The organism is Candidatus Nitrosopumilus sp., assembly GCF_028278985.1.
Lineage (GTDB): Archaea > Thermoproteota > Nitrososphaeria > Nitrososphaerales > Nitrosopumilaceae > Nitrosopumilus.
This window is the reverse complement of sequence record NZ_JANQTA010000031.1, coordinates 55,611-82,025: the sequence shown is the minus strand read 5'-3', so window position 1 is coordinate 82,025 and position 26,415 is coordinate 55,611. Positions and strand designations below refer to the sequence as shown.

General features: G+C 33.7%; 29 protein-coding genes and 1 other RNA gene. 15 read left to right on the top strand and 15 right to left on the bottom strand.

What is annotated here, in order from left to right; genetic code table 11:
* Positions 1-162: 162 nt before the first annotated feature.
* The gene (locus Q0941_RS10205) at positions 163-411 is read right to left on the bottom strand and encodes a hypothetical protein (protein WP_299293866.1); all 249 of its coding nucleotides are present in this window, start codon (positions 409-411) and stop codon (positions 163-165) included.
* A gap of 72 nt (positions 412-483) precedes the next feature.
* On the opposite strand from Q0941_RS10205, the gene dinB reads away from it, so the two are divergent.
* Positions 484-1,578 (top strand): DNA polymerase IV, encoded by a 1,095-nt coding sequence (gene dinB, locus Q0941_RS10200; protein ID WP_299293863.1) that lies wholly within the window; start codon positions 484-486, stop codon positions 1,576-1,578.
* Positions 1,579-1,581: 3 nt separating this feature from the next.
* Here dinB and artG read toward each other — a convergent pair whose 3' ends face one another.
* The 3 genes from artG to Q0941_RS10185 form a co-directional block, all read right to left on the bottom strand.
* Positions 1,582-2,499 (bottom strand): thaumarchaeosortase, encoded by a 918-nt coding sequence (gene artG / locus Q0941_RS10195; RefSeq protein ID WP_299293860.1) that lies wholly within the window; start codon positions 2,497-2,499, stop codon positions 1,582-1,584.
* Positions 2,500-2,887: 388 nt separating this feature from the next.
* Positions 2,888-3,373, bottom strand: coding sequence for a hypothetical protein (locus Q0941_RS10190; protein ID WP_299293857.1), 486 nt, complete (start codon positions 3,371-3,373; stop codon positions 2,888-2,890).
* Entirely contained in the window at positions 3,374-4,036 is a 663-nt protein-coding gene (locus Q0941_RS10185) for a DsbA family protein (RefSeq protein WP_299293854.1), read from the bottom strand. It abuts the gene before it with no gap.
* 280 nt (positions 4,037-4,316) lie between these two features.
* Here Q0941_RS10185 and Q0941_RS10180 point away from each other — a divergent pair, with 280 nt between their 5' ends.
* Positions 4,317-4,616 (top strand): hypothetical protein, encoded by a 300-nt coding sequence (locus Q0941_RS10180; RefSeq protein WP_299293851.1) that lies wholly within the window; start codon positions 4,317-4,319, stop codon positions 4,614-4,616.
* Here Q0941_RS10180 and Q0941_RS10175 read toward each other — a convergent pair.
* Complete coding sequence (locus tag Q0941_RS10175; RefSeq protein WP_299293848.1) at positions 4,607-4,975, bottom strand: C2H2-type zinc finger protein; 369 nt, start codon at positions 4,973-4,975, stop codon at positions 4,607-4,609. The two genes, Q0941_RS10180 and Q0941_RS10175, sit on opposite strands and share 10 nt — an antisense overlap.
* A gap of 81 nt (positions 4,976-5,056) precedes the next feature.
* Between Q0941_RS10175 and Q0941_RS10170 the strand changes: the two genes are divergently transcribed.
* Both Q0941_RS10170 and Q0941_RS10165 read left to right on the top strand, forming a co-directional pair.
* The gene (locus Q0941_RS10170) at positions 5,057-5,443 is read left to right on the top strand and encodes a hypothetical protein (protein ID WP_299293845.1); all 387 of its coding nucleotides are present in this window, start codon (positions 5,057-5,059) and stop codon (positions 5,441-5,443) included.
* A gap of 6 nt (positions 5,444-5,449) precedes the next feature.
* Positions 5,450-6,325 (top strand): NAD(P)-dependent oxidoreductase, encoded by an 876-nt coding sequence (locus Q0941_RS10165; protein WP_299293842.1) that lies wholly within the window; start codon positions 5,450-5,452, stop codon positions 6,323-6,325.
* A gap of 25 nt (positions 6,326-6,350) precedes the next feature.
* Here Q0941_RS10165 and Q0941_RS10160 read toward each other — a convergent pair whose 3' ends face one another.
* Entirely contained in the window at positions 6,351-7,052 is a 702-nt protein-coding gene (locus tag Q0941_RS10160) for a hypothetical protein (protein ID WP_299293839.1), read from the bottom strand.
* A gap of 399 nt (positions 7,053-7,451) precedes the next feature.
* Here Q0941_RS10160 and Q0941_RS10155 point away from each other — a divergent pair, with 399 nt between their 5' ends.
* Positions 7,452-7,661, top strand: a complete 210-nt coding sequence (locus Q0941_RS10155; protein ID WP_299293836.1) for a hypothetical protein — start codon at positions 7,452-7,454, stop codon at positions 7,659-7,661.
* A 45-nt stretch (positions 7,662-7,706) separates the two neighbouring features.
* Positions 7,707-8,918, top strand: coding sequence for an NAD(P)/FAD-dependent oxidoreductase (locus Q0941_RS10150; RefSeq protein ID WP_299293833.1), 1,212 nt, complete (start codon positions 7,707-7,709; stop codon positions 8,916-8,918).
* Here Q0941_RS10150 and Q0941_RS10145 read toward each other — a convergent pair whose 3' ends face one another.
* Positions 8,919-11,831, bottom strand: coding sequence for a hypothetical protein (locus tag Q0941_RS10145; protein WP_299293831.1), 2,913 nt, complete (start codon positions 11,829-11,831; stop codon positions 8,919-8,921).
* 450 nt (positions 11,832-12,281) lie between these two features.
* Between Q0941_RS10145 and Q0941_RS10140 the strand changes: the two genes are divergently transcribed.
* The gene (locus Q0941_RS10140) at positions 12,282-12,911 is read left to right on the top strand and encodes a bifunctional 2-polyprenyl-6-hydroxyphenol methylase/3-demethylubiquinol 3-O-methyltransferase UbiG (RefSeq protein WP_299293829.1); all 630 of its coding nucleotides are present in this window, start codon (positions 12,282-12,284) and stop codon (positions 12,909-12,911) included.
* Between the two features lie 33 nt (positions 12,912-12,944).
* Positions 12,945-13,225: RNase P RNA component (gene rnpB / locus Q0941_RS10135), an RNA gene on the top strand.
* 19 nt (positions 13,226-13,244) lie between these two features.
* Here rnpB and Q0941_RS10130 read toward each other — a convergent pair.
* From Q0941_RS10130 to Q0941_RS10115, 4 genes are all read right to left on the bottom strand, one after another.
* Positions 13,245-13,865 carry a class I SAM-dependent methyltransferase gene (locus tag Q0941_RS10130; protein WP_299293826.1) on the bottom strand — a complete coding sequence of 207 codons (621 nt, stop codon included), beginning with the start codon at positions 13,863-13,865 and terminating at the stop codon, positions 13,245-13,247.
* 6 nt (positions 13,866-13,871) lie between these two features.
* Positions 13,872-14,474, bottom strand: a complete 603-nt coding sequence (locus tag Q0941_RS10125; protein ID WP_299293823.1) for a nitroreductase family protein — start codon at positions 14,472-14,474, stop codon at positions 13,872-13,874.
* A 46-nt stretch (positions 14,475-14,520) separates the two neighbouring features.
* Complete coding sequence (locus tag Q0941_RS10120) at positions 14,521-14,820, bottom strand: hypothetical protein (RefSeq protein WP_299293820.1); 300 nt, start codon at positions 14,818-14,820, stop codon at positions 14,521-14,523.
* 66 nt (positions 14,821-14,886) lie between these two features.
* The gene (locus tag Q0941_RS10115; RefSeq protein ID WP_299293817.1) at positions 14,887-16,377 is read right to left on the bottom strand and encodes a hypothetical protein; all 1,491 of its coding nucleotides are present in this window, start codon (positions 16,375-16,377) and stop codon (positions 14,887-14,889) included.
* 116 nt (positions 16,378-16,493) lie between these two features.
* Here Q0941_RS10115 and cofD point away from each other — a divergent pair, with 116 nt between their 5' ends.
* From cofD to Q0941_RS10100, 3 genes are all read left to right on the top strand, one after another.
* Positions 16,494-17,414: a 2-phospho-L-lactate transferase gene (gene cofD / locus Q0941_RS10110; RefSeq protein WP_367277495.1), complete on the top strand. Its 921-nt coding sequence runs from the start codon at positions 16,494-16,496 to the stop codon at positions 17,412-17,414.
* Between the two features lies 1 nt (position 17,415).
* Positions 17,416-18,054 (top strand): 2-phospho-L-lactate guanylyltransferase, encoded by a 639-nt coding sequence (gene cofC, locus Q0941_RS10105; RefSeq protein ID WP_299293811.1) that lies wholly within the window; start codon positions 17,416-17,418, stop codon positions 18,052-18,054.
* Between the two features lie 118 nt (positions 18,055-18,172).
* Positions 18,173-19,081 (top strand): TFIIB-type zinc ribbon-containing protein, encoded by a 909-nt coding sequence (locus Q0941_RS10100; RefSeq protein WP_299293808.1) that lies wholly within the window; start codon positions 18,173-18,175, stop codon positions 19,079-19,081.
* On the opposite strand, the gene Q0941_RS10095 is transcribed toward Q0941_RS10100, so the two are convergent.
* Both Q0941_RS10095 and Q0941_RS10090 read right to left on the bottom strand, forming a co-directional pair.
* Positions 19,070-20,056: a CPBP family intramembrane glutamic endopeptidase gene (locus Q0941_RS10095; RefSeq protein ID WP_299293806.1), complete on the bottom strand. Its 987-nt coding sequence runs from the start codon at positions 20,054-20,056 to the stop codon at positions 19,070-19,072. The two genes, Q0941_RS10100 and Q0941_RS10095, sit on opposite strands and share 12 nt — an antisense overlap.
* An 8-nt stretch (positions 20,057-20,064) precedes the next feature.
* Positions 20,065-20,373, bottom strand: coding sequence for a translation initiation factor (locus Q0941_RS10090; protein ID WP_299293804.1), 309 nt, complete (start codon positions 20,371-20,373; stop codon positions 20,065-20,067).
* Between the two features lie 98 nt (positions 20,374-20,471).
* Here Q0941_RS10090 and Q0941_RS10085 point away from each other — a divergent pair, with 98 nt between their 5' ends.
* From Q0941_RS10085 to Q0941_RS10075, 3 genes are read left to right on the top strand one after another with little or no spacing between them, the layout of a single operon-like run.
* Complete coding sequence (locus Q0941_RS10085) at positions 20,472-20,798, top strand: Sjogren's syndrome/scleroderma autoantigen 1 family protein (RefSeq protein WP_299293802.1); 327 nt, start codon at positions 20,472-20,474, stop codon at positions 20,796-20,798.
* A gap of 34 nt (positions 20,799-20,832) precedes the next feature.
* Complete coding sequence (locus Q0941_RS10080) at positions 20,833-20,997, top strand: preprotein translocase subunit Sec61beta (RefSeq protein WP_299293799.1); 165 nt, start codon at positions 20,833-20,835, stop codon at positions 20,995-20,997.
* 7 nt (positions 20,998-21,004) lie between these two features.
* Positions 21,005-22,753, top strand: a complete 1,749-nt coding sequence (locus Q0941_RS10075; protein WP_299293796.1) for a DUF2070 family protein — start codon at positions 21,005-21,007, stop codon at positions 22,751-22,753.
* Here Q0941_RS10075 and Q0941_RS10070 read toward each other — a convergent pair.
* Complete coding sequence (locus Q0941_RS10070; protein WP_367277494.1) at positions 22,737-23,387, bottom strand: hypothetical protein; 651 nt, start codon at positions 23,385-23,387, stop codon at positions 22,737-22,739. The genes Q0941_RS10075 and Q0941_RS10070 overlap by 17 nt on opposite strands.
* 83 nt (positions 23,388-23,470) lie before the next feature.
* Between Q0941_RS10070 and Q0941_RS10065 the strand changes: the two genes are divergently transcribed.
* Positions 23,471-25,930 carry an ABC transporter substrate-binding protein gene (locus Q0941_RS10065; RefSeq protein WP_299293791.1) on the top strand — a complete coding sequence of 820 codons (2,460 nt, stop codon included), beginning with the start codon at positions 23,471-23,473 and terminating at the stop codon, positions 25,928-25,930.
* On the opposite strand, the gene Q0941_RS10060 is transcribed toward Q0941_RS10065, so the two are convergent.
* The gene (locus Q0941_RS10060; RefSeq protein WP_299293788.1) at positions 25,922-26,413 is read right to left on the bottom strand and encodes a DUF367 family protein; all 492 of its coding nucleotides are present in this window, start codon (positions 26,411-26,413) and stop codon (positions 25,922-25,924) included. The two genes, Q0941_RS10065 and Q0941_RS10060, sit on opposite strands and share 9 nt — an antisense overlap.
* Positions 26,414-26,415: the final 2 nt, after the last annotated feature.

Here is a 26,415-nt window from a genome sequence, read left to right as displayed (position 1 = left end):
GTGTTGGTTCTGGTTCAGGTGTTGGTTCTGGTTCAGGTGTTGGTTCTGGTTCTTGTGGTTTAGTTCTAGAATCAAATTCTGATAAAATATCTTCTGCGTCGGATTTTTTTGGATCGCTCAATTTTAAATTCCTTTTATACCAAAATCTTCTTTCGCTTTTATTTAATTATTGATGTTACGATCTTTCATGTAATCTTCAAAAATTTTTTCTAATTCCTCATTGCTTTGACATTTTTTGATTTCATTGACAAGAGACTCTTCTTCAATCTCATAACAGTTGAGCATTTCTTGAGAATCTTTGAAAACAAGAATGGCTTTGTTTTTAAAAATACAATGATAGAGAGTCTCTTTTTCCATCAACTCGGGTTTCATATTTACTCCATTGTCATCAGCTGATACAGGAGAATCCATAAAATTAGTTATTCTGTTGATTATTTAGATGATTCACAATATTGTAATATCATTCAGGGAGACAGAACAGTATTGGAAACAAGAGTAGTTTTCCACATTGATTTTGATTACTTTTATGCACAATGTGAAGAGATAAGATCACCAGAACTAAAATCAAAACCTGTCTGTGTCTGCGTATTCTCAGACAGGGGAGGCGATAGTGGTGCAATTGCTACTGCCAACTATACTGCAAGAAAATTTGGAGTTAAATCAGGAATTCCAATAATGTTTGCCAAAAAAAGATTAGAGGGACAAAAGGATGCAGTTTTTCTTCCCGTGGATTTCGATTACTATGGAGAGATGTCCGAAAAAGCTATGAACATTATGAAAGAATACGCAGATGTTTTTGAATATGTGGGAAAAGATGAGGCATATCTTGATGTCACAAATAGAGTAGAAGGAAGTTTTGATAAAGCAAGTCATTTAGGACAGCAGATCAAAAATTCAATTAGGGAGAAAACCAAACTGAGTTGTTCAATTGGGATTTCGCCAAATAAATTGATTTCAAAAATTGCCTCAGATTTTCAAAAGCCTGATGGTCTGACAATTGTTTCACCAGATAAGACAGATGAATTTTTAGAACAATTGCAAATTAGGGCAATTCCAGGAATTGGAAAGAAAACAGAAAAAAGATTTTCTGAGATGAATCTTGAAACAATTAACGATGTAAAGAATCTAGACGTGTTTACTTTGAATAAGGATTTTGGTAGGAAAAGTGGAACATACATCTACAATGCAGTGAGAGGTATTGATTCAGAACCGGTCAAAGAAAGAGAACCAAGTATACAATATAGCAAAATCATGACATTGAAAAAGGATTCAAAAGATTATGAATTTTTATCTGAAAGTTTAGATGAGCTTTGCAATGAAGTACACGAAGTTGTAAAGAAAAACAACAGGATGTTCAAGTCAGTTGGAGTTCATTTTGTACAGTCAGATTTATCCAACAAATCAAAATCTAAGATGTTAAGAAACCCCACATTAAATCTAGAAGAATTGAAAAGAACAGCTGATCAATTATTAAAAGAAGCACTTGAAAACCAGAAAAACACAATTAGGCGTCTAGGAGTTAAAGTTGCAGAATTATCAGAAGTTCAAGGTCAAAGTGACATTACTAGTTATTTCTAGAAATTAACGTTCAGATTTTTTTAATCGTCTAGATTCTATGGCTATAACGACCAGTATGAAGGCAAATAGCCAAGGCAAGAACATGATTTCACCTGCAATTTTGTGATACTCTTCCCACGCCACAGGATCAGTTGTTACTTTAAGAGCATACCAGGAAAGCGAGAAAATCCTAATCAGATTTACGGTGATGGTTCCAATAATTCCTAAAACAAAGTAAATGGCTTTTCGTTTTCTTGGAATATTCATCTTTAGCATAAAGGCGCCAATTACCAAAGAGAAGATAATGATACTATGAACACCAGCTGATGGCCAAAATACTTGTAATGCCATAGAGCCATGATCACCGCGCAAGAACATCACATTATCTCGTGCAACAGCAGTTCCAAGATCAAGTGCAGTGATTACCCAGACATTAGCTTGTACAAAATATGGAACAATGTATTGTAATGGACCTAGCGTATCATATGGGAAAAATGCATCAAGTGATAGAATAATTGCAGTTCCTGTCAAGAAAATGGGGCCTGCAGGGGCAATTCGAATCCATCTTTTTCCAAAGAATATACTCAGAGCAACAACAATGAAAATTGCCATGACTACAAAGTCCCACATCCATGTCCAAGAATAAATGAGTTGAACGTCGAACTGTTCTGCAGATTCTATTATGTAATCTCTTAATCCATATTCTAAAGAGATCAAATAACCAATAGTTGCAATTGCTAATGGAATTACTGCTAGTAACCGTTTTTTAGAAATTACAATTTTTAAACCGATTAATTCAGCTACTACAAAAACAAGAGCAAAAAGATACCCTCCACGTCCTTCATTCCAACTCCAAGCAACAGAATCAGGGAATGCAATCATGGAAAACAGAATAGGACTTGAAATTATTGCAATTCCTGCAAAGAGATTCCAATTTTGCATGATGTTACCTAAAAAACGGTAAATAAATATCTCAATGATCTGAGTATCAAAAATTCATCTTGATTTAATACAAATAAGAAAAGATGCTAATCTTCTGCATCTTCAATTTCGTCTGAGTCGGGATCTCTCCTACTAGGTCTTATTGGAACATAGATGAATGTCACAAATAGATTCAGGCTAACTAGAAAATACATTCCAAGGTTGCAAAAGTTTGCCCTTTTGGTGTATTATTGGTACAAGAAGGAAAGGAAGCATCGAAATCGAATTATTCCGATGCCCCAGTATCTTCTACGCAATTAACCACGTGGGTATGTCTCAATGTAGATTTTGAAGAATAAGATAATATCATATTGTATGATCATAGTAACAACACATAAAGTATGAAGAATTATATGCGATCAGTTAGTTTACATTCCACTTTTAATGATTTTACAGTGGTAAAATAAGTAATTACCAAAATTGCAATTGCAATAATCCTAATTGGTAATTCATAATTTGTTAAAAATGCAGTAGCTGTTGCACCAACAGAACCAAATGTAGAGATTACTGCAAATCCAACAGGTCCACAGCTACATGCACCAGCAGCTGCACCAATTATTGAACCAAAAATTCCTCCACTCATTTTTTGTTTGGATGATTTTAGAATGTTAATTCTAAAAACATTCATCGGAATTACCAATGCAGACAAAGCAGAGAGCATTACAATCAAAACAAAACCCAATTCTGTTCCTTTTGGCAAATGACTGACAACATAAGGTTCTAAGAAAACATATTCAGATAAAATCAACAGACCAATTAGCATTGGAACAAATATTAGAATAGACAAACCAATGTATTTGTAATTTGAGAATACTAGTTTGATTGTTTGTGCCATCTAAATCATAGATTCAATAACTTGTTGAAAAGTTGAGTATGGTTGAGCACCTTTGATAAAATGTTGAGTGTCAGAACCTACAACAAAGAAACCAGGAGTACTATTGATACCGTTTTCTCTTGCTTGTTGAACATTGTATTGAACACGTTTAGAATATTTGCCAGAGTCAAGACAACTATTAAACAAATCCATATCAAGACCTAGAGCAAATGCAAATGCCTTTAGTCTTTCAGTATTTGCCCATCCACCATCAATTTTTGGTTCCTGAGAGTTGTATAACATATCATGATATTGCCAATACATTCCTTGATCCTCAGCACAGTAGGTAGCCTGAGCAGCCTTAGGAGAGTCACGGCCTAAAAATGCCATATCCACAAAAATCAGATTCACTTTACCAGTTTCAATATAATCACGCTCAATGAGAGGCTTTGTTTCATGAAACCATATTTCACAAAAATGGCATTGGTAATCACCAAATTCAACAATGGTGATAGGAGCGTCTGGATCACCCAAAATTGGAGAACCCATGGCAGTAGATATTGAACCATGATTTCTTTCCATGTCTAGATTCACAGTTTCAGTAGTAGACGATGAAAATGATGCTGCAATTCCAGCAATAACTGCTATTGCAATAACTCCAATAATTACTCCTTTTTTATTCACAAATCAATGTGTCTAAAGTTGGTTAAAAAAACTTATTCCAAATTATTTGAGAATTTACGTCTAAATAAATTCGCAAATTTAGACAGAGCAGTATCAATTGGGCATACCTCACATGAGACATTTGATGAATGTTTGTCTAAATGCTCTTCAAATTTTTCCCTAGAATCAAAAACAAGATCACATTTTTCACAATAGACTTTGGTCACATTATTTTTGATTGGCTTTTTCACAACATAATTCTAAACTTAGTGCTTATAAAGATCCTGTTGAGATTCATCGTGTGAGAAAATTCTTCGATAATATCATTACAGGATTTTTTGTGTTCACATTTGGAATATTGTGGTATTTTAGTACAAAATATCATGTCAGATCAAATGATTATTCTATTGTAATTCATGATGTATTTGGAAAAGAAATAACAATGAATGATTTAAGAACAGAGTTCAAAACTAAAGAAGTTACAAGAAGCTATATTTCAGAATATCAAAAAAGATTTCCTCAGTATAATTTTTCTATAAAATTAGAGTTTCCAGAAATTAAAAGAAAATCAATGTTTAGAATTTTAAAGACTTACAAATAATGAATCTTCATGTGAACATCTAGTTCTACTTGATATTGAGTAACAAATCCACAATGAGTGCATGAAAACATACCTTGAGGGGGTGCAGGTTCTCGTTCAATAATTTTTCCCGAAATAGATTGTATTGCAATTACTTCATTTTTTGAAATAACTGCAAAATTATGCCCCTCACCAATAGAATCCAAAAATTCTTTGATAGAAGAAATTACCACAGAAGTATCAATTATTTCATCATCATCTAAAGTTGACAAAGTAAATTGGTGATTTTTCAAAGTCGGGATTGCTGCTACTTGATCAGAAACATACACAAGCAATTCATTTTGAATTGCCAACACATCCTTACAATCAACGGTTAGCATGTAATTTTGTAGTCATTTAGATATTTTAGTTTAACATGATTTTGAAAATAATTATTACACATTGATTGATGAATTTACCATATGAGGGATTCTGAAACATTTGGCATTGAAAAAGGTCGAGGAGAAGAAGTAATTACTTGGCTAAATGAGCAAGCAAAATCGCAGAAAATCAAACTTGAAGCAAGATTATATGGATATTCAGTATCAACAAAAAATTTTGGGGATTTTGAAATGTTTTCATGGATGGGGGATGTTCAGGTGGCAAGAAAATTAGTGATTAAAGCTAGTAAACGATTCAAAATTAGAATTATTGAAGGTGGATACAAACCAAAAGACAAGATCTTTAAAATGAAAAAAATTGATTTTGCTAAAGTCAAGAAAGGGGATAAAACAATTGGATTGATAGAGTTTACAGCTTCAAGATTTGGGAATGGTCAGTGGGAGATAGAAAATGAAGAACGGCATTGAGGTGTTATGTATTTGAAAGTTGGAATTATTGGGTTAGGGATGCTTGGAAATGCTGTAGCATTACATCTTTTAGATTCAGGAATAGAAGTCAATGTGTTTAATCGAACAAGTGACAAAACTAACGAAGTCAAGGAAAAAGGAGCAAATGTCTTTCAAACACCTAAAGAAGTGGCTCAAAAATCAGAACTAGTTATCATAGTTGTAAAAGATGCCAAAGCTGTTGAAGAGATTTCATTTAATGAAGGAGGAATAATCGAAGGCAAACATGAGAATTTGATTGTGGCAGATATGAGCACAATTAATCCAACTGAGTCTAAGAAAATTGCTCAAAAATTTCTAGAGAAATCAATACAAAAATTAGACATTCCTGTAATGGGAGGACCAAATGTTGCCATCACCGGAGATTTGGTTATGATGGGTTCAGGAAATAAAGATGCATTTGAAAAATGCACATTGATTTTTGAGAAAATTGCAAACAAAGTATTCTATCTTGGAGATAGTGGTGTTGCCCATTCTGTAAAACTTGCAATGAATTTACAAATCACTATGCTAGCATTATCATTATCTGAAGGAATAACACTAGTAAAATCTTCAAATGTAGATCCAAAAATTTTTCTGGAAATTTTGAATTCAACTTATTTCAAGACAGGAATGAGTGAGAAAAAGGCATTCAAAATGATAGATGGGAAGTATGATGCAACTTTTACCTTGGCCAATCTAAAAAAAGATATCAGTACAATGACCAGAACTGCAAAAGAATTGGGAATCAAACTTCCAATGATTGAAAAAGCAGAAGAGGTGTATGAGGATGCAATTCGTAAAGGATTAGCAGATTTGGATTACACAGGGATTATAGAGTATATCAAAAAGATAAATGAATAAAATTCTGTAGTCAGCAATTAACGATCTAGAAAATACCTACTGCAAATCCTACTGCCATTGTAGCTAGTATTATTGCAGTAATCTTTGAGAAATACTTGCTATAGTGAATGAATTTGTATTGAAATTTTGTAAAAGCCTTGATAGCTCCCATTGTGATTCCAATCATAGCCAATGTAACTGAACTAGCATATGCTATCATTAACAATACTGGTTCAACTCCTCCTGCACTTAGAGAAAGTATTACAAATTCTTCCTCATGTACAAAACCAAGGATCAATGCAAATGCTGCCATACCCTTCAAGCTAGGCAGGGTTCTTGATTGATGAGCATGGGCATGAGCATGATAACCTACTCCTTGGTGCCAATGCATGTGTTCATGTTCAATCTCGTCAGTATTATCATGCAAATGTCCATGTTGGGTATCTACCAAATCTTCACTTTTCTCTCTCCAAAATATGATTGCTAAAATTCCCAATCCAATGGCTGCGCCATATTGCAAGAATTCAGAAGGAATCTCTACAAAGGTAACAAGAACAAGAAATGCAATAACAACAACTATTGATGAAACAAAATGTGCCCCAGCAATCATTGAAGAACTAACTAGACCAGTTAGCAGAGGATTTTTACTTTTTATCGAATACATCATTGCAATAATCCAACCATGAGAAGGGTTTATCCCATGTAGTAATCCAAATAGAATCACACCAAGCACTATTGCATCAGACATGAGAAAATTTTTGGTTGGTTTGATTTAACTATGTTATTAAGGATTTAAGAAATCATAATAATTTAGCTGTAACTATTCTATAAATCATAATAACTAAACACCAAACAGATTTTGTGTAAAAATCAATTTAGGATTTGAATATCATTTTACTCGAACTAAAATTAGTTATTGAATTTGTAAGATTACAAAGTAGAATTTTTTTTCTTTACTGCCTGATAGCTAAATGCTGTTATCAACATGATAATTCCTGTAATTCCTGCCCATACTGCAAAAGATGGAATTGCGGTTTCATCCATAATTATAGCAAGATTGTAAAACATCTAAAGTTTCGGATTGTAGACACAAAAAAATCATAATTTTTCTGAAACATCTAAATACATTTGATTCTGACTAAATTTAATGCCTGAAATGATATGTCCTGACTGTGGAAGACGAATATTTCATGAAAATGAGACCACAATGAAGGTTATGCAGACTATATGTTCAAAATTCTGCGTAGACCAAAAGGGAGATCATCACAGTTACATGCATAGAGATCCAGCCCACATGGAATCTATTGATCCTGAAAGAGCAACAGATTCAACAGGTTCACCAATCATAAAGCAATAAACCACATCCTCAAAATTATATCCTAGATTAACAGATTGAAGTCACTTGTCTGAAGAATACAATTATGATTTAGTAGTTGTTGGTGGAGGACCTGCAGGTTCATCATCTGCATTTTCAGCTGCCAAGGCAGGAATCAAAGTGGCAATAATTGAAAAAGAAGAATCCATTGCAGAAACTGTAAGAACTAGCGGTGTCACTTGGATTCAAAACATCAAAGAATTTGGAATTCCAGAAGATTGCTATAATCCAATCAAAAATTTTTCTTTTTGTTCTCCAAATAACGAGGTTTCAATAAGTGATTCAATTCCAAGGGCAGCAGTTTTAGATGTTAGAAAAACGTACAGATGGCTTGCAAAACAAGCAGAAGAGCAAGGTGCGGATATTTTCACAAAGACAACCATTACAGATGTAATCAAAGATACAGATGGAAATATTATCGGAGTATCAGGAACCAATGAAAATGGAAATGTAATTTTTCATTCCAAAGTAGTGATTGATGCAAGTGGTTTTCCATCAACAGTTGCAAAAGCTATGGGATATGTCACTCAATGGGAAAGATTTGGTGCAGGTGCAGAATACGAAGTCAAAGTAGAAAAGGTTGAAGAAGACAGATGGTGGCTCATGGTAGGACAGCAGTATTCACCTGCAGGATATGCATGGATTTTTCCACTTGGAAATAATATTGTAAGAATAGGAGTTGGAGTTGGTAAACCTGATTCAGCTGTTGATCCAACTCAAAGACTAAAAGAGATAATGGAAAAAAAGATGGGTCCAATCAAAGACTTGGGAGAAATTACACCAATTGAATTTCATTATGGCTTGATTCCAAATGATGGATTATCAAGAAAAACTGTTTTCAATAATTTGATTCTAGTTGGCGATACAGCTGGTCAAGCAAATCCATTAGTTTTAGAAGGAATTAGGTATGCAATAAAATTTGGAAGAGTTGCAGGAGATACAGCTGCTAATGCAGTAAAATCTGGAAAAACATCAGAGAAAGAACTCCAACCATATGAAGATAATTGGAAAAAGGAAATTGAATCAAAAATAAATTCTGCAGGCAAAGTACAAGATAGATGGATTGGGTTAACAGATGAAGAATGGGATAAGGAATTAGACATAATCAGTGAGCTCAAATCAGAAGAATTTTTGGATTTCATCAAAGCAGATTTTGGATTGTCAAACATGCTAAAACTTGCAACTCATCATCCAAAATTGGCAGTAAGACAGCTCTTCAATTTAGTGAAAGGGAAATAATTATCGTACATTAAAGAAATCAGTCACAACTACATCATGATATTCTAGTTGAGCAACATAAACTCCAGATTCAAATGGAGTAGAAATTACTTCTGTGAACAAACCTGAAGAATTATCCTTTAATGCAATTTCCTCTACTCGATCACCTCGTTGATCATAGATATCCACAAAGAGATCCTCTCTAAATGCAAGTGTTTTTTGAACTGCACCTGACAGAACTAGTGTATCATCCTCATAGTGGGCTTCTACAACAGCTGAACGTGAACGAACAGGCAAATAACGCTCTATGATTATTTTTAGTTCTTCTAAATTATCATCAACGTTTTCAGCATCACGATTAGCTAGACCAGATTTGATTTCATTAATTACTGATGCAAATCTAGGATTAGAGTTAAAGCTCTCGCCACTGAATTTTTCAGCAAAGGATTCTAGCTCATTGAATTCACGAGCTAAATCTGTCATGTCTAAATCAGATTTGTCATAAGTTGTAGAAAATTTCTCTTCAACATGCACAATCTGAGTTGCTTTGGATGCTTTGTACTGTAACAAAACAACATACAATCCAGGATCAGCAGGAGCTTCCCATTGAGTATAGAAATTACCTTGTCTTGTATCAGTAAATTCTAAACTACTATGAGTAGTCCCATCCATATTGTAAATTGTAACATAGAGATTCTCACGTTTATCAAATGCAGATTTTTCAGTTGCTCCTTGGATTATCCAAAGTTCTTTCTCAAGATCATATGAGATATCATAAATGATGCTAGGATTGCTCAATGTCAAATATTCACTAAGATAACTTCCAATTTCTGTAATCTTTGTTTCAGCATCAATAAAGTTTGCAATTTCTATTAATTCATCAGCATCGGCCATCATTTGATGATATTCGTTTGCATGTGAGGAAAACTCACTATTGTAAAACGTGTTTACCATTCCCGAAAACGTATCAAGTTTTTTGCGTAACTCAATTCTTTTTAGTTCATCAGCTGTGTAACCAACATCTGAACCATAAGGATCATTTGTATATGCATCAGATACTAGCTGCCATTCTTCAAATAACTCTCTGACCAAGATGTCTGCTTGTTCTAAATCATTTTGAATAACCAAATCTCTTACACGGTCAATTTTTTCATTAAAGGTTTCAGTAAATTCTACATAGTTTGGCAAGAATCTGTTTTTAGTCATACTAAGTTCAACTAAATTTTCAATAGATTTTGCTCGTTGCAAAATATCACTTGCTCTTATTTTGAATGCATCCTTATTGTAAGAGTCTAAATCACTTTTGATAACAGGTGCTTTTTCACTTGCCCAAGTTAGTAGAACTTCAATTCTATCAATTCTAGTAATTGATGGATTGCCAGATTCCATATCTTTGGCAGTTTCAATGATTCGTAGAGCATTATTTATCAAAAAGAGATTTTGATAATCAGCTTGAAGTTCAGCCTTTTGTTTCATTGATTGGTATTGGAATTCCAAAACAACCAAGGGATTTCGCTTTTCTCTCAATTCAGTCATAGATTGATCAAATTCAGAAACAATTTCCAAAATTTCTTCGACAGAACTTGCTTCATCAACTCTTTCCAACAGGTCTTCCCAATCTGAGATTAATCTGGAATCAACTCCTGTAGATTGGGAGATTTCTACACTCTTACTGATTCTAGAAGAAATGTCAATAACCTGTGTCATTTGATATATTTCGCTTTCTGCCTCTAGAATATCACTAACAGATGATGCCAGTACCAAATCACTTTCTAATTCACTCCAGTTAGGCTGAAGCAGATTAGCAAGTTCACTATTTTCTTCGGATTCTGAAGAAATGAAACGCTCAACAGAATCTAATTCTCGTAGCAATAATGCAGCAGAATGGAGGTCAGATACACGGGTTTTTGATTCAATTAATTCGTCAATTGACTCTTTTGCCTGAAGTGATGGTTTCAAAGTATCCCAGTCATTTTGAACTAGACGATAAAGGTCAGTTTGTTTTCTTGAAATGACATCAAGATATCTAGATTTTGAGAGGACATCGATTAATTCAGTGATTTCAGTAGAGTATACTGGAGCAGTACCTCTTGCAAAAATAAAGGCAACTTCACTTTTGACAGATTTACTCATTACAGTGTCTGATTTTTTCATTAGATTCAACAAGGTTTCTTCTAATTCATCAAAGGTGGGAGTTCGCTGATTTGTAGTTTTTTCAGGATTTACATTACGGATATCAACAAATGCATCAGTAAGTAATTGAACTGCTTTTGTTCTGTCACCTATTTCATAATAAAAAACAGATGCAAAAATTACTCTGTCAATTGATTTTGCCACATCAAAAGAAATTTCATCTTCATCAAGTAATTGAATTACAGAATCTAGTGATGAAGACACTGCAGGTCTAATCATAGGATCAATTTCGATTAATAATTCTTCAACAAAGAATTCATCCCACAAATCCACATAAGATGTTTCCAAGTCATTCAAGCTAGATGATGTTTGATTAGATATCGGAGAAGCAATTTCAAATGTATCTGAAATGGTTTTTGCATGATTTGAAACTAGATGATTGGCTAAATCAATACGTTGATCAGAATTTATCTCAGAAAATGTATCAGTACTCAAACTAAAAGTAGTTGATTTTGTATAATCACCATAGAATAATTTAATTTCATATTCACCGGGAATTCCACAAATTCTTCCATCAAGAGGGATTGTATCTGTAATGAATACACCATTTGGTAATGGCATTAACTGCTGGATTTGACACAAATCACCTTGAGGATTTATGATTTGCATTATTAGAAAAGAATCATCATCAAGACTTGCAACTTCGCCAAAGATGAAGAGAGGCTCGCCTTTCTCAAAGGTTCCAAAATTGTCTAAAATGGAAATTCTATCAGGAGTTTGAGCAGAGGCATATACAGGCATCAATAAGACTACCATTAGGCTCAAAACGATAGGAATTTGTCTCACAAAGATCAAAACGTCGACTTATGTTACTTAAGATTTGGGTAGCTATAATACTGAAAATTACTGTTATTTTTGCCATAAAATCAAGCCATGGCAACTACCGAAGAGTAGTTGCCGGACTTGACTTTTGGCACAGCATTGGTCTGGTTGGTCAGTTGAGACATACAAATTGAATGAAATTGTTCAATTGTACAAAAGGCACAATCTTGACAAATCATGCTTGTAGGTTTGAAACAATGAGAGCAAGTTGAGTTGACTCTTAATTTTCCACCACAATGTCTACATGATTCATCAGGCAATTTCTTTCAATACAATTTATCAAAATTTGAATATAAGAAACACGAAGAAGTCGTTCATAGTATAGCTCAGTAAAAACAAGAATATATTGAAACGAAAAAATGATAAATTATGGATGGAGTTCAAAAAACCTTTGACAAGTGGGCTCAAAATGGCAGAGCAGAACTAATGGAGATAGAGCACGGGAAAAATGTTACAAAGTTTTTAGATTCGGTATCGTTTGAAAAGCCATTTTCATTTTTAGATATGGGTTGTGGAAATGGATGGGTTGTAAGAAAAATGAGTGAGATAAATAATTGCAAGAAAGCTATTGGTATTGATAAAAGTAAAAAAATGATAATTCAAGCAAAGAAAAAAACTACAAATAAAAAACAAAGCTTTGTTCATACGGACATTGAATCTTGGAAATACAATGGAAAGTTTGATTATATTTTTTCTATGGAATCATTATACTATGCAGATTCTATAGATATAGCTCTAAGAAAAATTTTCAAATTACTAAAACCAGGAGGAAAATTCTTTTGCGGAACTGACTTTTATTTAGACAACAAAGCCACTGCAAGATGGGCAGGAATTATGAAAATTCAGATGCATCTACATTCAAAAAAAGAATGGAAAAAATTTTTCAAAGATGCAGGATTTGAAGTAAAAACCAAGCATGTCAAAGATTTGAAAAATAAAAAAAAATGGAAGAAAGAATGGGGAACACTATTCATTACAGGCACAAAACCATCAAAGTAATACTCAAATCCAATCAAGTCGTAGATTTTTCATGTGAGCTGGAGCACGACACGCTGCTACGGCAGAGGAAACTCCTCCCTCCATACAGGATATGTGATCTGGAGATAGATAATCAGAGATGGTTGGCAACGGAGCAGAAAAGAATCCAATATGGCGCACTGTGATGGTGAAAACCTGAGGTTTCCATAAAAGGAATGAAAAAAGCCGTCCCACATGGAGCAAAGCCAAACAGAACTTTACGTTCCTGTACTAGGTTCAGGTAGGCTGCAAAGCGAAATATCGTGAAAACAGAAGGAGGGTTACTCCCAGCACACATTTTTAAAATTAACCAGTCTATTTTTTCTTCAAAACAGAAAATAGTGCTTTGGGGAATTCGTCAAGAGTTCCTTTGAAAATACTGGTAGATATTTTTTGTATCTCAAAATCAGAATTAAAAAAATCTTCAATGTCTTGTTTGGAAAATTTGTGAGGCATTCCATCATCAGGTAAATTTTTTTCTTCTTTACTCATACATTTTAAGAATAATATTCCATTCTCATTCAATATTCGTTTTATTTGAGATAGATACTGGGCTCTTTGATCTTTTTCAAATACATGGAAAACACCTCTATCAAAAATATAATCAAATTTCTTGTCAGGAAATTTTGAATCTAGAATATCATCTACAAGAAAATCAATCTTATCTGAAAGTTTTTTTGCTCTTTCAATTGCACTATTTGAGATATCAGTACCTGTCACATCAAATCCATAGTTTGATAATTGAATTGCCTGAGTTCCAGGACCAGTTCCCAAATCAAGAAAATTTCCAGAGTTTAATGAACGGGTGTTTAATTCATTTTCAAGATCATGATCAAGTTTTTCTTCATACCAAGGCATGCTTTTGACATCATTATCTTTGTAATAGTCATCCCATCCAGGAAAGGTTTCTTTGAAATTTTTTGCATCATCATTCATTTTCAATCAAAATCCATCAGTAAATACAACATCAGATAGTGAAAGTTGTCCACCTCTAGGCATCGGAGGTTGAATTTGCTTTCCAATTACAATCATCATCGATATAACATGATCTTTTGGAAGATTAATTATCTCTCCTACTTTTTCAGGACTAAAGCCAATCATAGGATTAGAATCATATCCCATAGCTTTTGCAGTCAACATAATAGTTTGAGCAGCAATTCCACATGAACGCATTGCCTCATCACGTTGTAACTCATCTTTTCCTTCATAAAATGGACCCATAGCATTTACAAGAAATTCCTGAGCTTCTTTTGGGGCATCCCTCCAATATTGGGAAGGATTTTTCTTCCATGCTTTCAAATCTGCACAAAGAACTACAAGTAATGAACAATCAGTAACCTGAGCTTGGTCCCAAGATGCTGCACGAATCTGCTTTTTCTTTTCAGGATCCTTGACCAAAACAAATCTCCAATTCTGCATGTTAAAGGAAGTCGGGGACAGTACTGCCAGAGACATTAGTTGATTAATTTCATCTTCAGTAAGAGAATGATTTTGATCATAATGTTTTACAGAGCGACGCTCTTTAATTGCATCAAAAGTTTCCATAGGACAATTAGATTATAGTAGTATTTGTTTTTTGTAGGAAATTCAATTAATGTTTGATTTCATAAAATTCAACAGGGTGTGAAAACTGGCGATTATAGTCTACTTCAACCCAAAACTTTTCTTCATCGATTTCCTTTCCTTCAGAAATCCAAACATTTAGAATTTTTTGCATGTACATTTTTGTAGTATCATCTATCTGAGGTCGAATACCTGTTTCTTTTTCAATTCTATCTCTTTCTTCTTTGAATTGTTTGAGTAATCCTTTGAGAGTTTTGCCGTTAATTTGAGCCGCCTTTTTGGCTTTGGCAGCTTGCAAATCTTTTTTAAGATTTGATAAAAATCCCATGCACATACTAGAAAATGTATCGTAAAAAATTATTTCTAATTAGTTAAATGCTCTAAAATGACGTTATTAGTTGCAAGAAACACTTTGAACTGTAAATGCTTCATTCATGGTAATGTATTCATTAATTTTTAGTTCAATATCATCAGGTGTTGTATCATTCATTCCAGAAAGACCTGCTTGGAAGGATATAGAGTTTTTACTTGTCTGAATATTTGAGACCTCCATATCTGCATATACGTTAACAATTTCATTTGCCCAATCCTCACCTTCTTGTGGATCAATATTATCAACTTTGATGGTAACGTTAATCATTTTTGTTCCATCATCAGCTGGTGCTGCTGCTGGTTCTGGAGGTGGACTTTGTGTGGTATTTGAAGAGTCTTCATAGTAACTTCGTGTTTGTTGGTAATCAGTACCATCTGCTAATTGTGCTTCACCTCTGTTGGTTTGATATCCACCAGATGAGGCACTTGTTTGATATCCAACAAGACGACTTGGGTCAATTCCTTGTTGTCCTTGTTTTTCATTTTTGAGTGAACGGTTACTTACAAAGAAGAATGCAATACCTGCAATAGCTGCCATTCCAGCCATTCCATAAACAATGAAGATTGGAAAGTCACCAGTAGAAGTGGTTGCATATCCTTCTGGAGGAGTTGGAGTAACGCCTGCTATTTCAACTCCATCTAAAATATCTAAAGCACCAAAGCCAATTGCATACAAGTTTCCTTGGTCTGTTGATTGAACACTTCTTACAGTGTATGGTTGATCAGCAACAATTGTTGCCTCAAAGATTCTTTCAACTTGACGGCCTTCTCTAATACTACTCTCACCCATAGTCCAACTTGAAACTACAAAACCTGCAATTTCATCATCAAGACCAAAGGTTCCAGCATCTACGTTGATTCCGGTTGGATCAAACAAGAAGTGCCAGTTGGTTAATGGTTGTTCTAAAATAAAATCAGCATCAATTAATGGTCTATTCAAAACATCTTCTGCTTCTGTTCCTTCAAAGTAAGAATAGACTACAGGTTCTTGGTCTCTAAGTAGACTAAGTGGAACGTTGATGTCAGTTCCATCAATAACTACCGGACCATCAGCAGACAATCCTCTCCAACCCAAGTCAATTAGGGTTCTCTGAGAATCCTCAGTGATAACATAATCACTTAAACTTCCTTCAAGGATTACTCTGTAATCAACTGAAGTGTTGATGTTTCTAGCTTTAAGGTGAAATTCATAATTTACACTCATATCAGAAATTTTTGCTTGACTTCCATCAGCTGCAATTCCTTCATTTAGTCTGTTAATCAAATCTCGGACTTCAGGATTTGAAGAATCAGCAGAACCAGATACAGTCCATTCTTTTCCTTGAAGTTCATCAAACAAGTCACCACCATTTGGATATTCGATAAAGACTGTCTTGAGGTAACTCATCTTAAATGGAGATGATTCATTGTTAGGATTAATTCTAGCATCTAATTGGGCTGCAAAAGCAGAAGAACTGCCACTAATTACAATAAGGCCTGCAAGTAAAACTGTTAACAAAATAGCCCTAGACACGTGTAAAATCCACAAAAAAGGAGTAATAAACTTATCCTCATTAACCAGATCGAGATTTTTTGAAAAGGTAATATGGAGTATTGCAAGTAGACTTTGCAGTTTTAGAGGAAAATGGTATGATTACAGTATTAGCAGGAGGAACAGGTTCGGTTAAACTCGTCAGAGGTCTAGTATCTCAAGAATCCAAAGTCAATGTGATTAGTAATGTAGGTGACAATTATTGGCTTTATGGTCTCTACGTATGTCCTGATATTGATACTATTGTGTATGGATTAGCAGATTTGCTTGATCAAGAAAGAGGATGGGGAATTAAAAAAGACACTTTCAACTTTTTACGTCAAATGGAAGTTTTCGGTGAAGATACATGGTTTGGAGTTGGAGACAGAGATGCTGCAACTCATTTGATTAGAACCAACATGTTGAAGAACGGAAAAAATCTCAGCGACATCACACAATGGATGTGTGAGAAATTTGCAGTTAGTGCAAACATTATTCCAGTTACTGACAACAGTATTGAAACTAGAATTATCACAAACAAAGGAGAATTACACTTGCAAGAATATTGGGTAAAATATAGAGGAAAAGATGCAGTTGAAGGAATTCAATATATCGGCGCAGATAAAGCTCGTCCAAATCCAGAAGCAGTAAATGCAATTCATGATTCAGATATGGTCATTTTGGCTCCAGGAAATCCATTAACTTCAATTGGTCCAATGTTGCAAATCAAGGGAATTAGAAAAGAACTATCAAAAGTAAAGAAAAAAGTTGTTGCAGTAAGTCCATTAATCGGAGATAAATCAATCAGTGGTCCTGCAGACAAATACATGCAAGCAGCAGGTATTGAATCAAATGCATATGGGTTAGCAAAGATGTATTCAGATGTATGTTCAAATATTATTGTAGATACAAAAGATAGAATGTTATCAAAGAAAATTCAGAGTTTAGATATGAAAGTGTTTGAAACCAAAATTACTATGAAAAATAAAGTGGCCGAAGATGCTTTAGCAAATTTCATTTTAAAACAAGTACACGTATAACTTGAAAATAGCTGCAATCATTCCTGTAAAGACATTTTCAAATGCTAAAACACGTTTAGGATTATCAGACGACAAAAAAGAAAAATTATGTAAAATTATGTTAGAAGAAATTGTTCAAACAATATCCATATCACCTCAAATTGAAAAGATCATTTTAGTTACAAAAGAAGAAAAGGCAATAGAGATTGGAAAAAATCATAATGCAGAAATCATAATTGATGAAAACGAAGAGAGTGTCAATAGTGCAGTTGCTCTAGCAGACAAGTATTTGCTAGAAAACAATTTTGATGCATCAATAGTTTTTCCTCAAGATATTCCATACATCAAAACACAAGATATTGATTTTATGATGAATTACAAAATGCATCCAAATTTTGCAATCATTGTTCCATCTAGAAGATTTGATGGAACAAATGCGCTTGTTAGAATGCCAGTTGATTTGATGGAGACTCATTATGATGAAGACAGCTACAAAATTCACATGAATACAGCAAAAGAAAAGACACTCAATGTTGCAATGGTTTTTGTTAAAAGAATCATGTGGGATGTGGACAATTCTGAAGACCTAGAATTCCTATTAGAGCAACCAGAAAAGCCAGATTTTGCAGAAAAAATAAAGAAAATTTTAGAATCAGAGTAAAAAAATCCTAAAATAGAGATCAAAAATAGCGTTTTTCGTACCAGATCACCAGCAGACTTATAAGGGATTATTTAGAAAATGTTAAATATTATCATAAAAGGTTTTGGGAGATATAAAAATGGTTAAAGGCGGAAATCCAAAGGACAGGTGTCCAAGATGTGGACAAGGTACTCTAGTAACAGATGCCAACACAGGAGAAAACTTCTGTGGAAAATGTGGTTTTGTAATTACAGATAAAGTTGAAGAGTCAGGTCCAGAATGGCGTTCATTTTCAAATGAAGGTGAAAACAAAAGCAGAGCAGGAGTTCCAACATCACTTGCAATGCACGATATGGGATTAGCCACTGTAATCAATCCTCAAAACAGAGATGCAACAGGAAAACCACTAACTGCATCAATGAAAAGTACAATTGAAAGATTAAGAACATGGGATAGTAGAAGTCAAGTTCACGAACCAGTTGATAGAAACTTTAGACAAGCATTTAGTGAGTTAGACAGATTAAAAGATAAACTTGCAGTAGGTGATGCAGTTATTGAAAAAGCAGCTTACATTTACAGAAAAGCATTAGAAAAAGGATTAGTTAGAGGGCGTTCAATTTCTGCTTTGATTGCATCAGCACTTTATGCAGCATGTAGAGATACTGAAACTCCAAGAACACTAAAAGATATTGGACAAGCAAGTAACATCAAAAGAAAAGACATTGCAAGATGTTATCGTTTGTTGTTAAGGGAATTAAATTTGAAAATGCCAGTTGTTGATCCAATAAAATGTATTTCAAGAATTGCAAGTAAAGCTGGTTTGTCAGAAAAAACAAAAAGAAAAGCAACTAAAATTTTACAAACAGCAGAAGAAAACAAAATTTCTGCAGGAAAAGATCCTATGGGATTAGCAGCAGCAGCACTTTATGTTGCATGTGTTACAAATGGAGAAAACAAAACACAAAGAGATGTTGCAGAAGCTGCCGGAGTAACTGAAGTTACAATCAGAAATAGATACAAGGGTTTGAAAGTAGCACTAAACCTCTAATTCAGGCTCTCTTTTAGAATAAAATCGATTTACCAATAAGACGGTTAGAGATATTCCTCCAGATACTAGCAACAATAATTCCAATGAAGACATCAAGGAATGAGTAAATGCATTCTCAATTGAAATGGAATTTACCTGAGAAACAAAATTTGCATATGCAAAAATAAAGTAATTTGTTGCCCAATGAATCAAAAGAGAGGCTACAAAACCATATCTAAGATAGGCCCACCCTAGAATAATTCCACCAATTGATGCTTGGGCAAATTTTCCTTCACTCCAAGATTCACCAAATGCAATATGGGCAAATCCAAACAAAACACCAACAAATACAATTAGTAAAATTGCTTTTTTAGAGTCAATAATATCAAGATTGGAAGGATGCCACAAGCTTTTTACAAAAAATTTCAAAGAAGTACGTCTCGAATACATCATAAAAAGAGGAATTCCAATCAATAGGATCCTAAACCCAAATTCTTCAATCAAAGGAGCCAAACTGACATAGAAAAATTGTATCAACTCATTTTCAGCCATTGGAGGGGTCGTTGGAATTCCAATCCAATCTTGCAAATATGTCACAATTGCAGAAGCAAAAACAAGTATTGAGAACCATTTTGTTATACCAAGCATATAGTTTGATGAATCAATTTGTCCACGAGAAATTATGGGAGAAAGAGATTCTAAGAAATTATGTTTTGGTCCTAAAATAGCAATCACAAAAATAATTACATAAAATGTCCACAAAACAACAAATGCATCGCCAATACTCACATCAATTGAAGATTGGTAAAAATCAGTTCCTTCAAAAAGTTCCAAGTGAGAAATAGGAAATTCATAGTTAATGTCATTGCCAATCTCACTATCAAATACTACAAAAACTCCTATTGGTAATGATACCAAGAGTAATCCAAAAAGTACAGACAATATTGCAGAATAAGGAATACCAAGAGCTTGAAGTATTTTGTTAGATGATTCCAATTTGATTACTAGTGTAATTCTATGCTTTCTTCTGGGAAACCTAAATCAATCAAAGTATCTTTGATTGTATCACGATGATCACCTTGCAAGAAAATGTAACCTTCTTTGGCAGTTCCGCCACAAGCATATTTGTTTTTTAGTTCTTTTGCAACATTTTCAAGATTGTTTAGTTTAGGATCTAATCCTTCAATCATAGTTCCTTTTTTCTTAAATCGTCTAGTTTCTAATCGGATAATGATTTTAGTACTATCTTTGGCGAGCTCACCACAAGCACATAGGTCATCGGGAAGACCACAAGTATTACAAATTACCGCCATACGTTCGAATTCATTTCAATTATTCACACTATTAAGCCTTGTTTGATATTAAACATCAAAACAATTGTATTTTTTAGATAGAAAACAGAGAGAAAATCATGTCTAAGGATCTGACAAAGAAAGCAGCAGAAATGTTACTCAAAGGAGCCACTTTACTTAGTGAACCATGTCCTTATTGCAAAGGAGTTAGAGTCATGAAAGAGGGACATGCATTATGCATTAGTTGTGGTAGAGAGCCAGAAAAGAAAGAAGTTCCAAAGACAGAAAAAGTCACAAAGTCACAATTAGAGATTACGCTTGAAAAAAAGATGGAATCGTTGTCTAAGGATCTAGAAAATGAATCAGACCATGAAAAACAACAAGAAATTCTAAAATCGATCAATTCAGTACTAGAAACTCTAGAGAAGGTCAAAAATAAACAATAAAGTTTTTATGTTAAAATCCTTGTTTTCGAATTAAATGGCAGATAAGAAATCAGCACCACTTCCAGCATCAAGTGGGGGTCTCATGAGATTCTTTGAAGATGAGACAAAAGGGTTTAGAGTTGATCCACGTATTGTAGTATCAATACCCATTAGTCTAATTTCAATTTCATGGGTTATCGATATCTTTCTAGCTCCGTGAAGAGACTATGGAAAATCAACCAGATGATGTTTCAAATATACATAATAGGTTCTCCCTTACACTAATCAATCCATCATCACATTATTTCTCACTAGTTGCATCTTTAGTAATTGGAGCTGTAATTACACTTACAACATATTTTGCATATTTACCGGAATTAGATTTTGAGCAAGTTTGGTACAGACTTCCAGCAATTATTGCAGTTCTTGTTTTGACTCAATTACTTGACACTAGATTTACAAAGAAAAGAGAGTATTCAAAATCTCTGCATTCATCATTGTTTGCAAACATGTTATGGATAGTAACAATGCTATTTGGTTTACTTGCAAGCGTTGTACTTGTTAAAGAAACATCATTGTTTTTCATTACTCTTGGAATGTTCCTTTTTGCGAGTTTCAGAATTGGAATATACACAACAACATTGGGTGCAAGTCTAAAGAAAGCATGGGCAATTTGTTTTGTTCAACCAATGGCAATGTTTCTAGTACTACTTCCACAAGACTTGTGGATTCCAATGTTAAGTGATTCATTGTCATTAGGATATGGAATTTCATTTTTAATTTTAGCAAGTGTATGGTCTTTTATGACAGATAGAGCGGGAAGACCAGGAATGCAAAGTACACATAAAACAATTCAAGCATATCTTGCATCACAGGGAAATGACTTTTCAGATGCCGAAGAAATTATGGAAGACCGTTCTAGTGAAACCAAAGTATCGACATCACAAATTAGACTATCTACATCGAAAGGGGATAAAGAATTCAGAATGGTGTTGCCTGAAATCCATCCTGGTCCATATCACCCAGTAGGTGGAAGCAATATCCCATACCTAATTTACAAAAATTTAGAATCATCTGCGATGGTTATGCATAGTATATCTGATCATGCACTTAATTTACCATCTAGAAATGAGGTTGAGTCATATCTTGAAAATTTAGAAAACAGTAAGGTAAAAGAAGAAGGATTACAATGTACAGAGCCTGTTACTGTTCAAATAAACAAATCGCGTGTAATTGGATTATTGTTTGGAAACAATCCGTTGCTCTTTTTATCATTGTCACCACATGGAATGGAAGATATTCCAAGCTATATGAAAAATGAAATAGAACAATATGCAAAAAATAGAAACTACAAAAAAACAATGATTGTAGATTGCCATAATGCAATGGGCGAAGAAATCTCTAAAGAAGACGGAGAAGATATGCTAAAAGCAGCTAAATCTTGTTTGGATACTCTCATTTCAAAAGAAAGTTATCCAATTGAATACGGTTATGCAAACTCAGACGATATGGATGTGTGGACAGAAGATCTTGGAATGGGAGGGTTAGGAATTGTTTGTTTGAAAATTAATAATAAAAAATACTTTTTGGGTTGGGCAGATGCCAATAACATGGAAAACGGAGTTAGAGAAAAAATAGTTGAAAACTTTGCAAAAAGAGATTGCCAATTATTAGAAATTTGTACATCAGATACTCATTATCAACCAGTCAAAGCAAGAAACAAGAATGGTTACTATCAACTAGGGTTAATCACAGGTGCTGAGAAACTATCAAAGTGGTTTCTAGAGATTGCCAGAAATGCTGAAGCAAGTGCAACTTCTGCAAAATATGAAATTTTAGAAAATGAAACAAGTGTAAAAGTTATGGGCCAGGGAATTTTTGAAGACTATTCAAAAGCATTAGATAATTCATTGAAAATAACTAAGGGCTTTGCCATTGGCGGATGCGTATTATTTGCAACTAGTCTTTTTCTATAGTCCGCATCTGATCAATATTTCCATAAAACTCATCTACAAATGAAGAAAATTGGAAAATCGGAACTATAGGAACACCATCAATAAAGTCAATTTTATCTTGATATAATGTTACAATAACAGGTACAGCTACAGAACCCTCAGTTTTTGCAACATATTGCTTAGTTCGTTCAATTTGTTTTGATACTGCTGTAGAAAGTGATGAGGAACTATATCGTTTCCAGTGTTTGCAATCAATTAACATTGCAACACCTAATCTAATTCCAACAACATCAATTTCCATTCGAGGTTTTGTAAGCATCATGTTTTTAATTACAGCAAAATTTTTGGAGGATAATATCTCACCAGTCAAGCCTTCAAAGTCTCTCCAATCCAAAGATTCAGAGATCTCATCTATTGGAAATCCGTTTTCTAGCATGCTTAATGCAATTTTTAATTTTGCGCCAGATTCAAAATAATAAAACGAATTTTCAAATGTACAAAAATTATTTTTTGCAAGCATGTCTAAAATTGTTTCACAGTCAGATTGAGGCAGGGAAGTTACAGCTGAGAAATCTTCAACAGTTACACCATCTTGAATAATTCCTTTTAATCCCAAAATCATTTTAGAATGAAACTTCATCTGAGCAACAATCATCTACAGGAAGATATAGGTTTTAGGAGTTAAAGTTCAAGGGTATTATGAAATAGATTTTATTATAAGCAAAACAAGTCGAGAATATGAAAAAAATGCTAGTGTTAGTACTAGCTCTTTTAGCAAGCGGAATAATTTTTGAAGATTCTTTTTCAGAAAAAAGTTCTTTTTTTGACTCTGTTAAGTTCATTCAATATTTAGATGAAAACACGGCCCTTGAAGAAGTTAGAAATGGAAATTTAGATTTGTATTATTATAGAATTTCATCAGATAGATTAGAGAATCAGCAGGCACGAGAAGGACTTAATGTGTTTGATTCTACAGGAGGATCATATAGTATTTTGACAAATCCTGCAGAATCAGAAAAATTCAATCCATTCTCAATAAAGGATGTAAGATTTGCATTAAACTATCTAGTAGATAGAAAATTAATTGTCAATGAATTGATGGGAGGTTATGGCTCACCAATTTCGTCATACTATAGTCCTGCAGATCCAGAGTTTTTGACAATTATCGAAGTATTAGAGAAATTCAATTTCAGATACAATCCAACACTTGCAAATGAAATGATTGAAAAATCCTTGTATGGTGTAGGAGCTACAAAAAATGATAACAGATGGGAAATTAATTCAGAACCAATAGAGATTACAATTTTTATTAGAAGTGATGATCCCGTAAGAAAATCAATTGGAGAGTTATTATCAGTTGAATTAGAAAAATCAGGATTTGTTGTCAAAAAAGAATTTGGAGATTTGAATAAAGCATTTGTTCTAGTGTATGGTTCTAATCCAGCTGAAGTGAAATGGAATCTTTACACAGAAGGTTGGAGTCGTTCTGCCTTTGTAAAATATGATTCAGTAGGATTGGGACAGATGTATTCCCCATGGTTTTCCAATATGCCCGGATTCAATGATCCTACTTATTGGAATTATCAAAATGAAAAATTAGATTCACTCACACAGAAAATCTACACAGGAGATTTTAGTTCATCTGAAGAAAGAACTCAATTGATTCAAGAAGCAGTTTCTGAGGGGATCAATGAATCTATCAGAGTATTTTTGGCCAGTAAAATTGATCAATATGTAGCAAATGAAAATATTTCAGGAATTGTAAATGACTTTGGAGCAGGAGTTCCCAGTAGATTTACACCAATTAATGCACAAGGAGATAATCAGGAATTATCTATTGGTGTCAAGCAAATCTATCAAGGGGCATGGAATCCAGTAATGGGTTTAACAGACAGTTACAGTCGCCACATATGGGGAATCATTTCTGATCCTGGTACATTCAAACATCCATTTACAGGTGAAACAATTCCAATTAGGACTAATTGGATTGTCGAAACAGCAGGGCCAGATGAAAAATTAGAAATTCCATCAGATTTTGAAATGTGGAATCCTACTACACAAAGTTGGGAAAAAATTGGAGAAGGAAATAAAGCTACTAGTAAAGTAACATTTGATTTTGAATTTGGAAATTGGCATAACGGTATTCCAATGGATATCAATGATATTCTACATTCATTGTACTTTACAGTAGAATGGGGAACTCAAACAGACGAGAATGATAAAACATTTGATACAGAATTTACACCTAGAGCAGCACAAAGTATTCAGACAATTAAAGGCATAAAACAAGTTGATAGTGATACAATTGAAATTTTTGTGGATTATTGGCATTTTGATAAAGGAGAGATAGCAAACTGGGCAGTGTTGTGGAGTACTGTCCCGTGGGAAATTACAGCATCAATGGAAAAAGCAGTCTTAGATGGAAAGGTTTCTTTTTCAAGATCTGGGGCTACAAGCAAAAACATCAGTTGGCTTTCCCTAATTATCCCAAATGATGCAAATCAGATAAAAAACAATTTAGATAAATTTGCAAAAACCAATCATATCCCAAAAGTATTTGAGGGCAAAGGCATAGATTCAAAATATTTCTACGATAGATATAACACATCAAGTGGGTGGATAGAAAGAAACAATCACGCAGTAATTAGCAATGGTCCATTTTATCTCAAATCATATGCTCCAGAATCAAGAACCATACTTGTTCAAGCATTTTCAGATAAATCATATCCATTTAGTACTGGAAAATGGTCAAATTTTGAAAGTCCAAATTTCCCCACAATAGAAAGTGTTGAAGCTAAAAGCATCATCAGTCAAGATACAGAATCAGAAATCATTGTCAATACTTCAAATGCAGATTCCATTTTGTATTTTCTAACAAATAGTCATGGAGAGCTAGTCACTTCTAGTCACATTAAGAATATCGAAAAAGAAACTACTATCAAAGTTAGTTCTGAAGAAATAAAGAATTTAGAGATAGGTGCAAATAATATCAAAATTTTTGCAATTTCAGACTCTGTACTCAAACCTGATTTTTATGAAACAAGTTTCATCTTATCATCATCAGAAATAAAACTGCCTGGAAATTCAATTTCAGAGGATAAGGAATTTGTTGAAAAACAAAACTATGAAATTCTAATAATCATCCCAATCATCATAACCATTGGAATAATTATTTACATAAAGAAGAAATCACGCTAAATCATAATCACGTAAAATAGATTCAATATCATCTTGTTTTTTGGCATTAGCATAATCATGTAAAAGATTTTGATTTAATTCATAGAAAGTATGTCCCCACTTGAATTTATCAAGTAATTCCAAACCTTGTTGAGAAAAACCAAGAATAAACAGACTGGCAGTTATGGCTTCCACAGTAGTTAGTTTATTGAGTTTGGCATAATTTACTGGATTTCCAGCAAGAAGAGGCGGAAGTTTACGTTTAATTCCACTGAATTTTTTTGAAAATGCCTGTTCTGCAAGATTCCAAGAACAATCAATTCCAACAATTGAGGAAACTAAATTTTTGTCAGCAGGTAAAAGATATTTTTCTGAAAAAGGATCTAATACCAACCCCTTACTACCAATTTTTTTAATATTTTGTGCAAGTCCAAATTTTACCATTTTAGCCGCTGTGCATTTTTTTGGATCATCCTGATAAAACATCAGAACTTGTATTCTCATAG